The following is a 16,217-nucleotide window of genomic DNA, read 5'->3' as shown; positions in this document are numbered from 1 at the left end:
CGGAAGGTCAACTCACGAACGAACCGCTGGCTTAGCTTTTCTTTTTTTTCATAACATTTGAAGTTTGATGATTCACTTCAAGATACGGATTTCGAAAAGCTACCTCCGTAAGGAGGTTTCGTTCAACATTTTTATAAGGTGCATTCAGGGCATTTGGGAGGCCGTTGGGTTATGTATGGCTAATCCAATGATGGTACCATGTTGATGTCTTTTGCCATTTCGAAAGCAACTTTGGTACCCTTACCCACTTCGCTTTCAATGATAAGGCGCCCATTGTACTGACTGGCGAACTGCCCGACAATGAGCAAACCAAGACCTGACCCCTTTTCTCCTGAGGTTCCTGTAGTGGTGCGCCTGTCGTTCCAGTTAAAAAGGGATTTAATAGCTTCCTGTGACATTCCCTGGCCAGTATCCTCCACAACAATCCTGTTCACGCCTTCACTCTCTTCCAGGGCTACTGAAATAGCGCCTTCTGAAGTAAACTTGTTAGCATTTGCAATCAGGTTTCTAATCACAAACCTAATGATGTCCCGATCAGCGGTTATTACGGAACCTTTCTTTACTTTATTCAACAAGCTATTCCCCTTGGCAACAGCACTCCTCTTAATTCTGTGAAGTTGTTCCTCAGCAATATCGTGCAAGTCAAACTTGTCTGAATGTAAGGATGCATCGTTGAGCTGGCTCGTAGCCCAGCTAAGCAGGTTTCCGAGCAGATCGGAGGTGCTTTCGAGGCGCTCATTCAAATCGGCTGCCAGGCTATCTATTTCATCTTTAGAAAGTTTCCCACTCACAAAAAGACTGAAAAGCTGCTTCAAGTTCTCTACAGGCCCCTTCAAATCGTGGCCAATGATCGACAACAGTCTGGTGAGTGTCTTGTTGTGGGAGGAAAGCTCTTCTTTCTGTTTATCAACAATTTTGAGTGCCTCAGTCAGGTGACGGTTATTTTTCCGAAGCTCGAAATAGGTGACTACCTGCTTGGCCAATATCTTCAGCGCCCGTTGTTGAACCTCACTGAGTGTGGTCGGTTCGGTTCCAATAACACACAAAGTTCCGAGGCTAAATCCCTTTGCCGACTTGAGAGGAACACCGGCGTAGAACCTTATGTGAGGGGCCCCTTCCACAAGCGGGTTGTCGTGAAACCGCTCGTCTTGTTTAGCATCCGGCACCATCATTAGATCATCGCCATGGATGGCATGAGCGCAGAAAGCGAAATCCCGCTCTCCTTCTCTGCCGTCAATTCCCTTTCTGGCTTTGTGCCATTGCCTTTTCTCGTCAATCAAGGTAATTGTTGAGATGGGCTTATTGCAGATTTCTGAAGCTAACTGCACAATTTCATTGAGCTCCTCTTCTTCAGGTGTGTCTAAAATGTTGTAGGAAAGTAAATCGGCCAAACGAGCCTTCTCATCCTTCGAAATCGGGGGTGTTACCATTTTTATTTATTACTCGATAAATACTTAACAGGTTAACGGCGGTAACATGTCACTACAACATACGAAAGCCTGGTATAGTTTGGATTTAAAATACACAATAGGAATCAAGCAGCAAGATGCGACGCCTGCTCTCTTTAATTGCGACAAAACAAAAAAGGGGCTGGTTGGCCCCTTTTTTGTTCAATTTTGAGAAAGCTTATTCTTGCTTCAGTGCGTTAACAGGGTTGCCAGTTGCTGTTTTCAGCGACTGATAAATAACCGTGAGCCAGGCTAACAGCGTAACGGATAAAACAGGTATAAGAAACACTAAAATGCCCAATTCCATTCGGTAGGCAAACTCTTGCAGCCATTGCTCCATCACATAGAACGCAAAAGGCACGGCTATCACAGAGCCTAAGAGAATCAGCTTCGTGAAGTCAGACAACACCAGCGTGGTAATGGAAAATACGCTGGCCCCCAACACTTTTCTGATTGCAATCTCCTTGAACCTTTTCTCAAGCGTGTAAGCCGCCATGGCAAACAGCCCCAGACAGGCAATAAGAATGGCTAGCGCTGAAAAAACAGTAAATATCTTTCCGAACTTTGCCTCCGACTCATAGAGCTTTGCAAATGCCTGATCGACAAAGTCATAGTCGAACGGCTCCTCGGGAGCAGTGGTGCCCCAAAGCTCATTCACGTAGTTGACAGTTTCCTGGTAGTTACCATTAACCCTCGCCAGGTAATAGGCAGAGCCCCGCTTGGTCTTGTGAATTTCTGGGTCATACCTGATAGCCAGGCTTCCTATTTTTCTTTTAAGAGAGGAGAAATTAAAGTCCTTCACCACGCCAATTACTGTGAACACCCCTTCAGTTCTCTCGAGCCGCTGACCGATCGGGTCGTCCCAGCCCAGCTCTCTTACGGCAGCCTCATTCAGCACAATGGAGGCAGTGTCACTCGCCAGCTCTCTTGAGAAGAACCTACCCTGAGCCAGCTCCACTCCCATGGTTTCCAAATAGTAGCTATCAGCAAACATCGTGTAAAGACTATAGTTCTCCTTCACATCGCCCACGGTGCTATAACCCCAGTCGCCAATAAACTGTGATGGGTAGGTAGTGCTTGTGGCCACGCTCTCGATGTTTGGACTTTCAAGGAGCTTTGACCTGAAAAACGGGCCGCTGTCTTTTAATGCTGACCCGGCCTTGATCACCATCGTGTTGCTCGAATTGAAGCCCAACTTCTGATCGGTCATATGGTTGATCTGCTGGTACACAATAACGGTGGCAATCACCAGAAAAATGGATATCGCAAACTGGAAACTCACTAAAGCCTTTCTCAAAAATGACCCGGATTTACCGGACTTGAGCTCCCCTTTCAAAGCAGCCACAGGCTTAAATGAAGAAAGATACAACGCAGGATAGCTGCCCGCAATGATACCCACAGCTGTAAGTAGCAGTGTCAACCAAAGCATATTTTCAACGGTGATAAGATCTGTTGACAGGAATTGCTTTCCCGAAAGGTCGTTGAAATATGGCAGCGCTACGAGCGAGAGCAAAATAGCCAAACCGAGCGAAAAAATGCTGATGAGAAATGACTCTACCATAAACTGTCTGATCAACTCACCCCTCACCGACCCAAGCACCTTTCGTATGCCCACTTCCTTCGATCTACTGCCTGATCGAGCCGTACTCAGGTTGATAAAATTGATGCAGGCGATAAGTAAAATAAAGAAGGCTACCGCCGAAAAAATATAAACGTTGTCCATGGAGCCAGCGCTTTCGGCCAGTGTTAACCTGGGATAGTTCAGGTGGATTCTTTGGATGGGCACCAATGTAAATCTATAGGAATCATCTGATGCGAGATAGTCATCAAAGTCCTCATAGTGGTAGGTTTCCATCAGGTCTTTAGCCATATGCTTGCGCATAAAATCAAGCATCTTAGCCTCAAAGGCCTCTTCCGAAGCACCTTCCACCAGCTTAACATAGGTAAAAAAATTATTGCCAGTCCACCAACCGGTGGTAACCCAATACTCATGGGGCATGGCCACCAGGTATTTAAACGGCATGTGGCTATTGATCGGCGGATCTTCCACCACTGCTGTAATTTTCACTGCATCACCTGACGACTTGATTATCTTTCCAACCGCAGTTTCATGAGGAAAATACTTATCGGCTACACTTTTCGTCAACACGACTGTGTTGGGTTCGGAAAGTGCTCCCCGCGGCGTTCCCTCAATGAACTTGACGTCAAACACATCAAACACTGTGGAGTCGGCCAGGCTGCCTCCCGGCTCCGAGAAGACATTATCCCCAATCGCAAACGAAAAATCATAAAGGCCATTGAGCCTCGTGTATGACTCTACCTCTGGATAGTCGCTTTTCAGCAATGCACCCAGCCGTGTGGGTGTGTAAGGCCCACGATCATTGATCGCAATTCTGTAAATACGGTCACCTTCCCTCCAAAACCTATCATAGCTCAGGTCGTGCTTGATGTAAATGATGATAAGCAAGCAACATGCTATGCCAACCGAAAGGCCCATTATATTGATGGAGGAGTAAAACTTTTGTCTCCAAAGGCTCCTTAGTGAGATTTTAAAGTAGTTTTTCCACATGTCGAATTGATTTAGTCGTTTTGAGTTTTCCAGTCCTTTTATGTATTTCCACCTGAAGAACCTTAGCACATCCCAGGCGAACCCTCTTCTTGCAGCTTTCTCTCCTGCACTTTGGCAACGCAAGTCAAAAAGCTCGTAGAGGTCACCTTCGATAGCTTCCAGGTAGCTTGGCTTGCAGTACCAATGCAGTAATTTCAAGGCCCAGCCGGGTGGCTCCGGTAAGTGCTGTTTGGTCATACAAAATTTAAATCCAACGTCACCTTCGGAATTTGATCATAGAGAGTGTTGCGCATTTCCTTCACGTCCGAAAGCGCTTTTGCGCCACTTGCCGTTACAGAAAAAAGCCTTTTTCTCCGCCCGCCTCTTTCATTCGTTGCACCCCCCAGGTATGATTTCAGGTACCCCTTTTGCTCAAGCCTGTCGAGTGCTGAATGCACTGCACTAATATTGATCTGCCGTCCGGTTTGAGCTTCTATTTCCTGTAATACACTGATCCCATAAGCGTTGTCATGCAGCACCGCCGTTATCAGCAATACAAGCTCTTCAAATTCGCCGAGGTTGATTCTTTGCATACTTATTGATGTTCAGAGTTGTCTGCAAATTATTTGATTTACTAACGTGAAAGTAATAGCTATGTTTCACAATTGTAAACTAAATAGACTGATATAAAATAAAAGGGTTGCACTAAGCCATAAGCAATGCTACAAGATGACTGATGGTTAAGTTTTACGTAGGGAAATTAAAAAGAAGGTCGTCGAATCAGTTTAAGGAGTCGACGGTAAGGTTTATTATTAGCGGTTAAAATTTGAAGTCGACGGTAAAAAGGGTTACTTTCGAAGTTAAAATTGTATTCAATTGTGAATTCTTTATGGAAAAGTGCCAGCAATGATGTTGTTTCAATTTTTGGTAATACCTAATTTATACCTCAAGTGTCTTATATCTGTAGAGCTTTTTCTATTTTTTTCTTGCTTGCGTTTTCAACAGAAGTCTTTTCCCAGACTGAAGGGTTTGGCTATGGCAAGCGAATTACTATCGATGCATCTGAAGTAATGGGTGCAAGCCCATTAACTGACTTCCCCGTCATGATCAGGTTCATGGGAGCCACCGCCGATTTGGATTTAAGATCGGTAGGCAACGGAGGACACGTTGAAGATGCTACTGGCTACGACATCATTTTTGGCGCTGACCAGGCAGGTGCAACCCTGCTGGATCACCAAATTGAGTCGTATGATCCTGCGACAGGCGAATATGTGGCCTGGGTGAGAATCCCCACGCTGAGTAATACAGTTGATACAGATATCTACATGTTCTATGGAAATTGTTCAGTGTCAGCAGACCCCTCTGTTACCAGTGTATGGAACTCAGATTTTGACGCTGTGTATTTTCTCAACGACGACTTCAGTGATGCTACTGGCGGAACTGCGGGAACAAATACAGGAAGCACCGACACATCGCCAGCTTTAATTGCTGATGGGCAAAATTTTGGTGTAAATGACTATGTTCAAATCCCCTCATCTTCTATTGCTACCGGGCAGGGCACGATTTCAATTTGGGCCTATACATCGACTTTCACAGGAACAGAACAGTATATGTATGGCCATACTTCCAACCCGTCAGGCTTTGCAGATAGGATCCAGCTATATACCGACGATGGAGCGGGTGGCCTTGATCTGGGGTTTGGCAATAATCACAACCTGGAGCAGGGGATTGTCACTTTAGCGGCCGATGTATGGAATTATGTAGCCCTTACCTGGAATGGCACCACGTGTTCTGTGTATGTTAATGGTCAATTGGAGCACACCGAGGCCTATGGTGGATTAGGTACACTGGAAAGCTACCTTGACATTGGCAACGATGGTAGAGCAAATGCAGCCCGGAACGAGGGTTGGAATGGCGACCTTGATCACGCCCGGCTGTCGAATGAGGTATTCAGCGCCAGCTGGATCGAAACTGAGTACAACAATCAACGTGAAAACGCAACATTTTACAGCACTAGTGGGGAGTTCAATGCGTCACGCACATTCTATTCTTTTGCTTCCGGAGCATGGGAATCCAATTCCAGCTGGTCGTTTACTCCCGATGGGTCAAGCGGTGCTGTGGGAGCGGGCGTGTTTCCGAAAAGAACCGACAATGCTGTTATCCAAAATGGCCACACTATTACTATTGACAATGTTGACGACAATGGTGGGTGTTCTCAATCCCCTGCCAACTTGGCCAGAGCCAATGTAGGTGCATTTACCGGCTCTACCGATCAAATGTTTTATCATACAGGAGATATTGTCGTTGCCAACGGAGGAACGCTCACCTCAAGTGAAGAGGTAATGGTTGAAGGCTATACACTGGTTGAAAACGGGGGCACTTTAACAGTAACAGAAGATATCGTTAACCTGGGTTACTTCGAATTAGCTGCAACTGCCAATTTCACCAATACAGACGACTTGATCCTCTCCGGAAATAGTGTTACCATCATCGATAATACTTCCTTTGGTGCAGATGATATTTACATCGATTGGACAGATGCTACACTTTGTGGCAGTGGCATCGTAAACCTTGGCAATGGGGGTGCAGACCCCACCATCCAATTCTTTAATGGTGGGAGCCTTGATCAGGTATGTGCCGATTTTAGTCTCACCTGTTCAAGTAATTGTGGCGCCTTTCCCATCACCCCAACAGGCAGTTTTATCACGGGAAATGCCGGCCCCGGTGGTGTTGGCAATCAAAACAATAACCAATTGTGGCTCAAAGCAAATGATTTGAGCCTGTCTGATGGTGTGGCGGTCACAAGTTGGCCGGATGTGTCGGGAAACGCCCTGACCGCAGTGTCAAGCGGTGTGGGAACAGAGGAACCGACATTTAACGCCAATGCAGTAAACACCTCGCTCCCATCGGTAAGTTTCGATGGAGGAGACTTTTTAAACCTTGGCACCCCAGCCGGCCTCAACCTGATTCCTGGCACAGACAGCTGGTCGTTTTTTATTGTCTACAATGTTGCCTCTGGCAACATCGGCACTTTTCTGTCAAAAGCTACCGCTACTTCAGGTACCCGCCAGTATCAATATACATTTGACGGCAACACCTTCACGTCATTTATTGGTGGTAACTATGGGCTCGGCACAATCAACACCGCTGATTCCTGGGCGATCGGAGCTCACATCAACAATACGACAGCAAAAAACTCCTGGTCTGATGAAGCTGTCAACGTATCAGGGGGCGGAGTAGGCACAGGAACCGTGACCACCACTGACGTGCTGGTCGGTGCCCGACGTGGAACAGCCACAACAACTGGATTTCTCTTGACCGGAGATATTGCTGAGATAGCGATGTACGATGGCGAGGTAAATACTGCGCAAAGAATAATTATTGACAATTACTTGTCCGCAAAATACAATATCGATATTTCCGCCTCCGGGAACGATGTATACACAATGGATGACCCGGTAAATGGAGACTATGACTTTGAAGTAGCCGGCATTGGAAGGGCTGTCGACGGCTCTGTACACACAGATGCCCGTGGATCAGGCATACTTCGTGTGTGGAACCCCAGTGACCTGGATGACGGAGAATTCATGTTTTGGGGACACGACAATGCTGCAATTAGCTCTACAAGCAAGGCAATTGGCACCGATGTCGACGGAACCGAGATAGAAGAAAAGCTGTCAAGAAACTGGATCGTCACTAAAGCAGGTGACGTAGGTACCGTTTCCATCTCTTTTGACTTCAGTGGAGTGGGCGGAAGCCCGCTTGGCTCTAATTTAAGATTACTTGTTGACAGAGACGGGGATTTTTCTACAAATGATGTAACACCGCTAGCGGGAACCGTCTCTAATAAAATCGCCGTTTTTTCCGGCGTGTCGCTTCAAGATGGGGACAGGTTCAGCTTAGGCAACACCGATGTTTCGGTGCCGCTGCCCGTTGAGTTGCTAAGCTTTTCCGCAACAGCAGCAAATAGCCAGGTTACTTTAGAGTGGGCCACCGGATCTGAGCTAAATAATGACTTCTTTTCGGTCGAAAGCTCAATTGATGCCCAAATTTGGCAGGAGATTCTTCAGGTAAAGGGAGCTGGAACTACTTCTGAAAAGCAAACCTACCGGACTGTTGATCATCAACCCTACCCGGGAAAATCGTTCTACAGACTAAAGCAAACTGACTTTGACGGTACAGTTTCATATTCCCAGGTTGAAAAGGTTGACTTTACGCTATCAAGCAGCCTGACAATCTACCCTAATCCATCAAGCAACAGGTTCAAGTTAAAAGGTTCGCACGATTTCAATCCTTCGCACGTGAAAATTTACAACACCGCCGGACAGCAGATAAAACCAAAGGTAACTGTTGCTTCCGGCGAGCTCATGATTGACTTGGTTTCGTATCCTTCGGGGGTGTATATCCTGCACTTCCCCACAAATGGCTCTCTACAGTCTTATAGGCTAGTCAAGTTATAAACACCCACAAAAAGAGAAATAATATACCTCATCGACCACTTTGCCATGTAGCGCTACGCCTCTACAGAATAGGTAATGCTCACCTCAAGATTCTTTTCTAAAAGAAGAAAAACAATGCATGAGCTGGTGGCATATGCAAAAATGACGGCTGTTGGTACATATACCAGCCGTATTAGTGTGCTAAAAAAGTGAGGGTGTCAACCTTAGCCAACAACAGCCAGCAATTTTTATAAGATTTCGAAGAATAGTTATATAACTAACTTTTCAAACGATTGCTTTGATAAAATTTCAGAAAAAGAGTTGTGAAAATGAAAAAATCTCAGTTACATTGGAGCAAATAAAAAGCACCTTGGGCCAAAAGCCGAAGGTGCTCAGAACACATACCTACTTAAACTACACTCTTTATTAATGAGAGGATTCTACTATCAGGGGCAAAGTTAGCCCCTTTTTTTATGCGCAGAATCAAGAGCTCATTAGCATATTGTTAATTTCTTGATTTCTCTTGTTTCAATACAGACGTAAATTTATTGAAAAAAGTTTAACGGAACGCCTGATTTGTTGAAAAAAATTACCGCAAACCTTTGCGATACTTAAAAACCCATATCAAATAGCCCAGTGCTGGTAATATTAGCACAACACCAACAGCCAACATCGTGCCTAAAATTGATATCACCAGCTCCGGGGCTGCCGCTTCTTCAAGTGTTATCACCGTCCCATCAACGAAGACAATCAGATTAGGGTACTGAAGTGCCAGCCAGCCCAGCACAATCAAACTTCCCTGCAGCCCTGCCAGCAGTCTCGAAAGCTGGTCCCATTTCTTTCTCAACGTAACAGCCAGTACCAAAAGGCCTGCCGTGGCAAGAATGACACTGACAAGGCCGAAAGGGTGGGAAAAGAATAGCCTGGGAAAGTCAATTTTTTCAACCAGGCCTGCCACAAACACTAATCCTCCCGTTACTACTACCAATATATTGGTCAGCAAAGCATTCTTGCGGAAAAGCTCTTTGGTGCTCTGGTCTTCAATTTCCGGTATGAGAAACGTGGCCGCCAAAAAAGCAAAGAGAGATGAAGTAAAAATACCAACTGCCACTGTGAACCAGTTGAGCCACGGCGCCACGAACGCCTGATGGAAGTTGTCAACCTCAACGGGCATTCTGCCCAGCACTATGGCGCCAGCAATAATCCCCAGAAAAAACGGCGTGATCAGGCTTGACCAGGCAAACATCCTGGAATAAACCTTTTGAGAGCTGCCCTGAACTGCATCATAATGCCGGAACACAAAGGCCGTTCCTCTGACAATGATGCCAACCAGCATCAACAAAAGCGGGATATGCAGGTAGATGGAAATGACTTTGAAGGCGGAAGGAAAGCCATTGAATAAAATAACGATGACAATAATGAGCCACACATGATTAGCCTCCCACACCGGCCCAATGGCCTGGTAGGTAGTAGCTTTCAGTTCATCAAACTTTTCTTTCGGCGAGAACAGTTCAAGAATGCCTGCACCAAAATCAGCACCGCCCAGCAGAACATAAAGTAAAAGCGAAATAACCAGTACCAGCACAACCCACTCAAACATGAGCTACCTCCCTTTCCTCATTGAAAACGGTGATTTGCCGCCCCATTAACCAAAAGACTAAAATGGCCAGTACCAAATAAATACATGTGGTCACATAAAATGAATATGCTATCCCGGGCATAGGTGTTACGGCATCGGTTGTTTTCATGATTCCATAAATAATCCACGGCTGCCTTCCTACCTCGGTCACCACCCAACCAGCCTCCACAGCCAAAAAGCCTAATGGAGTGGCGAAAGCCAACAGCTTGAGAAACCAGGAGCTTCGAACCAGCAGCGGTTTCTTCCATTGGCCGAAAAGAAAAATCACCCCAATTAACATGAGCAACACCCCTATCGCTATCATAGTCTGAAACGCAAAATGCACTATGGCTACAGGCGGCCATTCGTCTCTCGGAAATGCATCAAGCCCTTTTACTTCAGCCATCGGATCAGTAAATGCCAGTATGCTCAGCAGGTAGGGAATCTTGATCGCATAGTTCACTTCTCCTTTTTCTTCATCGGGAATCCCTCCAATCACAAATGAAGCACCTTTCTCTGTTTCAAAATGGCTCTCCATTGCTGCCAGCTTCACCGGCTGCCTGTGTGCCACATCATCCGCTGAAAGATGGCCGCTAAACGGCTGCAAAAAAGCGGCCACCGCTCCGAATGCGAGTGCTATTTTGAGTGCCCGGAGGTGGAGCAATTTGCTTCTTTCTTTTAAATATTGCCAGGCATGCACCCCAGCCACGCCAAATCCCGTGGCCACAAAAGCCGCCAACGTCATATGCAAAGCCTGAGTGAACCAGGCCTCGTTTAGCATAGCAGCTATGGGATCCACGTTCAACGCCTGCCCGTTTACCCAGTCGAAACCTGACGGGCTATTCATCCAGCCATTGGCCGCTACCACCAGAATGCCAGATGCCACCCCGGAAATGCCAACGAAAACTCCTGACGTAAAATGCACCCAGGGCTTTAGCACCTTTTCACCATATAGAAACAAGCCAAGTGCAACCGCCTCCAGAAAGAACGCTGCTCCTTCCAGCGAAAAAGGCATACCAATGATAGGCCCCGCATGTTCCATAAAACCCGGCCAAAGCAGCCCCAGCTCGAAACTGAGCACAGTGCCCGACACTGCGCCGACGGCAAAAAAGATGGCCACACCTCTGGCCCAGGCCTTCATTAAACGGTGGTAGTCCTCCTGACCTGTCTTGAGCCATTTGTAGTTGGCAAATGCCATGAGAAATGGCATGACCATTCCAATACAGGAGAATATGATGTGAAAACCCAGTGACACTGCCATTTGTGAGCGGGCAGCCAAAAGATCGGTCATAAAATAGGAGATTTAGCTAATTCGAAGAACGTAATAGTTGAGCAAGGGATTCCTTTAATTTTCTATTTTTTTGGAATTTTTACAACCCCTTGAACTAACCAGCCGCATCGATCACGTGTACTCAGTCGAGTGCAACGGCAATGACTCTATTTAAATAAGCTGATCATCGTCAAGTACTTTCCGGCATCTTCCGCACTCTCCCTTCATCATCCCGGCAAGTCACATTTCATATCTTTTGTTTCATTCCGGCGTGGGTGGATGTTTTTCTTTTTCCTCCGCAAGAAGCAGCGTTAAACGACAACCAGCTTCCTGTGTATATCTGAAAAGTGTAATTAATAGTTTAATTTACATTCAAATTCTCCATCCATGAAAAGGCTGCTGTTTATTACCCTGGTATTTTTTACATCTGTTGCTCCCGCATTTGCTCAAAATAGTCCTTTGCTAACCTTTGAAGAGCTTTTGGAAACCTTTAAGAGAGGATATGACGTGAAAGGCACTTTCTACTATGCCAAATGCGATTTTTATGTAGATGAAAAGAAAGTCGAAAATGCACCCGACATAGTGGGAGGAATGAACATAGACTTTTTTGAGTACTTCGGCAGGAATGCTGCGAGGAATAGCAAAGCGTTCATCACTTTTTCTGAGAACAAAATGATTGACAATCCAGTTGGCAGCGGCTATTTATACAACTACTTGAAGGTTAGAATTTATGAAGATGGAAATGTTTCCATCGATGTCAGGCATGTAGATCCACGAACGCTCGAAAACAAAAAACAGGAACGATTTGAAACAAAGCTCTATGACGGAAACTTAAAAACAGCCGGAGCCTATTTTTTCGTCTCTCACTAAAACGGCACATCGAGTAGCTGATCACGTAGCCATCCGGTTAGGCTTTTTCTTTCTTTTGCTGTGGGCAATACTTCGTGTTCCAGTAAATCACTTCTGAAACAAACCATTCTGCCTGCCATTGGCAGCACGTCTATTGCCTGCTCATCGGCTCCGCCAGGTTTGTACATCCGCAATTGTCCGCCGTCCGCCTCACTCCAATCGAAGTTTAGATAACAAATGACGCTCAGCTTCCGGTGGTCGTCCTGCTTGAACTGATCCAAATGCCGTTTGTAAAAAGTGCCAACCGGGTAAAGCGTGTAATGAAACTCAAAATCTTTCAGACTTAGAAAACATGTTCTGTTGATAAACTGCATCAGTTCTCGCATCCTGTCCAAATACACCTGGGTGGGGTCCTTCGCTTTCTCAGGCTCTATCCACCGGATCAAGTCTCCCCGCTGCGATCTGTCAACCTGATGATTTTCAGCCTGCCCTATGCCAGCTCTCTTTAAATCACCAGCTTCCTGATAGTTGTCCAAAACACTCAAGATGTCCTTTACCTCCTCATCGCTTAGAAAAGACTCAACGATACCATATCCATTTTCAGAAAGGTCATCTGCCAATTGATTGAAGCGGGTCTCGATGGTTTGTATAGTCATGTCAAAATCAGGTGCGCAAAAGTAACTCAATAAGCAATAATTCCGCAATCCGACCCTTTACGGCTTGCGTATTATTTGAAAGTTTCTGGTTCAGGTAATAAAAGGTGGAAATAAATGAGCAAAAAAATAAGTCATGTCGCCTTTTTCCAGCAGTTGAGGGCTTTCTACATGCTCCGGGGGATCACAAATGATGTAATGCTTTCAACGTAAAGTTGTCGTTTTCGCAAAATCCTGAATACTGGTTTTTCAATGCCACATGCGTTTTTATGCTTCGAAATGAGTGGACTTTTAAAATGAAAATCCGCCCGCTACATTTGATCATGGTTAACGGAAATATCTATCTGGTTGTCAACGAATCGCAGCCCAAAAATGGCTCCTTTGTGATGACACTGTCTAAGAGCTTCCTACACCGTTGCATTTTCACGACTACTATAAACAACATTATAACACAACCACTTCCATGAAAAAAGTACTGATTATCATTTGTGTCGTTGCCTTCGGTGGCAACCTGCTTGCTCAAAAGTTGTCTTCTGAAGACCCACGTACATTGGTTAAGGAACCTTGTTATCTCATTACGCTTTTCGAAAAAAGAAGCACCCTTCTAAAAAATGGTGAAAGTACGAGAGCAATTGATATTGAGCTGGCCAAGCATGGGGTACATTTCCCTGCGAAATTGGACTTAGACGTCGCCGGAAACAAAACGAACGTCACCTTCGCTTTGATTGAAAGCACTGATGATCCCCGGATCGAGCAAAAGCTTTCAATGATCAAAGCCAAGATACCAGAACTGGAAGCTATTCGGGTCGATAGCTATTACTGTTTTGCGACGTTCAAGAAAGGAGCTACAAAAAAGATGCTCAATGAACTATTAGCAGAATTTCTTTATGACGGCTATTACATAAGTATTAAAGCTAACTCAAGAGCACAGGCAGCACTCTGAAATGATACCGCATCCATTTTCGGAGGGGTCATCGGCAAATTGATTAAAGCGGGTCTCGATGTTTTGTGTCGTCATGTCAAAATCAGGTTTACAAAAGTAACTCAATAAGCAATAATTCCGCAATCCGGCCCTTTACGGCTTACGTATTATTTGAAAGTTTCTGGTTCAGGTAATAAAAGGTGGAAATAAATGAGCAAAAACAAATCATACCCCTCGTTCGAAGCAGCTGAAGCAGTTTTATGCGCTCCATGGGGTCACAAATGATGTAATATTTTAAGTGAAATGTTGTCGTTTTTCTAAAATCCTGAATACTGGTTTTCGAAGCCACATGCATTTTTACGCTTCGAAATGAGTGGATTTTAAAAATGGAAATCAGCCTGGTACATTTGATCATGGTTAACGAAAAAATCTATCTGGTCATCAACGAATCGCAGCCCAAAAATGGCTCGCCCATGATGAACCTGTTTAAGAGCTTCATACGCCATTGCATTTTCACGACTACAATGAATAACATTATAACACAACCGCTATGAAAAAAGTACTGATAATCATTTGCCTTGTTGCCTTCAATGGCATTCTTATGGCCCAAAGCACTGTAAGTGACCACTCAAAGGTTGATGCTCTTTTCGAAAAAAGAACTGCCCTTTTGGAAAACGGCGAAAGCACAAGAGTGATAGACCATGAACTAGCCAAACTTGGCGTACGTTTCCCAGCCAAATTGAATGTGAGCTACTCTGGCGACAAAGTCAATATAGCCTTCCCTTTGCTTGAAAACTCCAATGCTGCCTACATGGAGCAAAAGATTGTGCGGATAAAAGCAAAAATGCCAGAACTGGAAGTACTCGGTATAGACGCTTCTTACTGCTTTGCTACATTCAAGCAAGATGCTTCAGAAAAACAATTAACAGAGCTTTTGTCGGAATTTCTTTACGACGGATACTATGTAAGTGCCCACTCAAGAGTTCAGGTTGGCGCTTTGATGCACTAATTGACAATTATAACTACCAGCTATGGAAACCGGGGTTTACGCTCCGGTTTTTCTTGTTTATACCCCACACTTTCTTCCTCCTTTCTCTGGCAAAATTGCCACGAGTCAGAATATTGATCGCAGCGTTTTTAATACATTTCCGCATGTGCTACTTTTGCAGTTCAAGCAATTAACCTGTAATAAGATATAAGATGGGAAAAGTACTCATTATTGGTGCCGGCGGAGTCGGTCGAGTGGTGGCTTACAAATGCGCCAAAAATTCAAGTGTGTTTACTGAAATCATGCTCGCCAGCAGAACCAAGTCCAAGTGTGATGACATTGCCGCTGACATAAAAAAAGACGTGGGTATAAGCATACAAACTGCTAAAGTAGATGCTGACGTGGTGCCTGAGCTGGTGAAGCTGATCAATAGTTTCGGCCCTGATATTGTCATCAATGTGGCGCTTCCTTATCAGGATCTTACTATCATGGATGCTTGTTTGGAAACCAAAGTAAACTACCTCGACACAGCAAACTACGAGCCTAAGGAAGAAGCCAAGTTTGAGTATAGCTGGCAATGGGCGTATCAGGAAAAATTCAAAGCTGCCGGGCTAACAGCCGTACTAGGTTGTGGGTTCGATCCTGGCGCTACAGGTGTTTTCACTTCCTACGCCGCCAAGCATTATTTTGATGAAATTCACTACCTCGATATTGTTGATTGTAACGCCGGAGACCACGGAAAGGCTTTTGCAACCAACTTCAACCCTGAAATAAACATTCGGGAAGTAACGCAGGAAGGAAAGTTCTTTGAAGATGGCAAGTGGAAAATAACAAAACCGCATGAAATAGGGAAGGATATCAACTATCCGAACATCGGGCCGATGAAGTCTTACCTGATTTACCATGAGGAGCTCGAGTCGCTGGTGAAAAACTTTCCCACGATGAAAAGAGCTCGCTTCTGGATGACCTTCAGCGACAACTACCTGACCCACCTCAGAGTAATCTTGAACATCGGAATGGGCAGCATTGAGCCAATCAACTACAACGGAATGGAAATCGTGCCGCTTCAGTTTTTAAAAGCTGTATTGCCTGATCCTGGGGATCTTGGAGAAAACTACAAAGGCGAGACATCTATTGGTTGCAGGGTGCGTGGCATAAAAAATGGTGCTGAGAAGACCTATTACGTGTACAATAACTGCAAACACCCCGATGCCTACCGTGAAACCAAGGCACAGGGCGTTTCCTTCACCACCGGCGTACCGGCTATGATTGGAGCCAAGCTTGTGCTTGAAGGCAAGTGGGGCGGCGCTGGTGTGTTCAACGTGGAGCAGTTCAACCCTGATCCCTTCATGGAAGAAATGAACAAGCAGGGCTTACCATGGCATGAGCTGCATGATGTGGATCTTGAAATGGACTAAGCTTTAGCTTTATTAAAAGATAAAAGGGGCAAGGCACAGGGCTTGCCCTTTACTGTTTTACACG

General features: G+C 45.3%; 11 protein-coding genes. 5 read left to right on the top strand and 6 right to left on the bottom strand.

The features are described 5' to 3' along the window. Nucleotides 1–179: 179 nt before the first annotated feature. From GC130_RS10390 to GC130_RS10380, 3 genes are all read right to left on the bottom strand, one after another. Complete coding sequence (locus GC130_RS10390) at nt 180–1,430, bottom strand: GAF domain-containing sensor histidine kinase (protein ID WP_151998230.1); 1,251 nt, start codon at nt 1,428–1,430, stop codon at nt 180–182. A gap of 196 nt (nt 1,431–1,626) precedes the next feature. After that, nucleotides 1,627–4,254, bottom strand: coding sequence for an ABC transporter permease (locus GC130_RS10385; RefSeq protein WP_151998229.1), 2,628 nt, complete (start codon nt 4,252–4,254; stop codon nt 1,627–1,629). Beyond that, entirely contained in the window at nt 4,251–4,589 is a 339-nt protein-coding gene (locus tag GC130_RS10380; protein ID WP_151998228.1) for a PadR family transcriptional regulator, read from the bottom strand. Before GC130_RS10380 ends, GC130_RS10385 begins: the two co-directional genes overlap by 4 nt. A 393-nt stretch (nt 4,590–4,982) precedes the next feature. Between GC130_RS10380 and GC130_RS10375 the strand changes: the two genes are divergently transcribed. Beyond that, entirely contained in the window at nt 4,983–8,456 is a 3,474-nt protein-coding gene (locus GC130_RS10375; RefSeq protein WP_151998227.1) for a DUF2341 domain-containing protein, read from the top strand. Between the two features lie 568 nt (nt 8,457–9,024). On the opposite strand, the gene GC130_RS10370 is transcribed toward GC130_RS10375, so the two are convergent. Both GC130_RS10370 and GC130_RS10365 read right to left on the bottom strand, forming a co-directional pair. Further along, nucleotides 9,025–10,035: a cytochrome d ubiquinol oxidase subunit II gene (locus GC130_RS10370; RefSeq protein ID WP_151998226.1), complete on the bottom strand. Its 1,011-nt coding sequence runs from the start codon at nt 10,033–10,035 to the stop codon at nt 9,025–9,027. Then, complete coding sequence (locus GC130_RS10365; protein ID WP_151998225.1) at nt 10,028–11,344, bottom strand: cytochrome ubiquinol oxidase subunit I; 1,317 nt, start codon at nt 11,342–11,344, stop codon at nt 10,028–10,030. The genes GC130_RS10370 and GC130_RS10365 overlap by 8 nt, the downstream gene beginning before the upstream one ends. 366 nt (nt 11,345–11,710) lie before the next feature. On the opposite strand from GC130_RS10365, the gene GC130_RS10360 reads away from it, so the two are divergent. After that, complete coding sequence (locus tag GC130_RS10360; protein WP_151998224.1) at nt 11,711–12,193, top strand: hypothetical protein; 483 nt, start codon at nt 11,711–11,713, stop codon at nt 12,191–12,193. On the opposite strand, the gene GC130_RS10355 is transcribed toward GC130_RS10360, so the two are convergent. After that, nucleotides 12,190–12,828 (bottom strand): 2OG-Fe(II) oxygenase, encoded by a 639-nt coding sequence (locus GC130_RS10355; protein WP_151998223.1) that lies wholly within the window; start codon nt 12,826–12,828, stop codon nt 12,190–12,192. The two genes, GC130_RS10360 and GC130_RS10355, sit on opposite strands and share 4 nt — an antisense overlap. Nucleotides 12,829–13,288: 460 nt before the next feature. Between GC130_RS10355 and GC130_RS10350 the strand changes: the two genes are divergently transcribed. The 3 genes from GC130_RS10350 (at nt 13,289) to GC130_RS10340 (ending at nt 16,153) form a co-directional block, all read left to right on the top strand. Then, on the top strand, nt 13,289–13,768 hold the full coding sequence (locus GC130_RS10350; RefSeq protein ID WP_151998222.1) for a hypothetical protein: 480 nt from the start codon (nt 13,289–13,291) through the stop codon (nt 13,766–13,768). A 529-nt stretch (nt 13,769–14,297) separates the two neighbouring features. After that, entirely contained in the window at nt 14,298–14,756 is a 459-nt protein-coding gene (locus GC130_RS10345; RefSeq protein ID WP_151998221.1) for a hypothetical protein, read from the top strand. A gap of 191 nt (nt 14,757–14,947) precedes the next feature. After that, on the top strand, nt 14,948–16,153 hold the full coding sequence (locus tag GC130_RS10340) for a saccharopine dehydrogenase family protein (RefSeq protein ID WP_151998220.1): 1,206 nt from the start codon (nt 14,948–14,950) through the stop codon (nt 16,151–16,153). Nucleotides 16,154–16,217: the final 64 nt, after the last annotated feature.

Origin of the sequence: Imperialibacter sp. EC-SDR9, assembly GCF_902498805.1 — a bacterium.
Taxonomy (GTDB): Bacteria; Bacteroidota; Bacteroidia; order Cytophagales; family Cyclobacteriaceae; genus Imperialibacter.
This window is presented reverse-complemented; position numbering and strand designations above follow the sequence as displayed.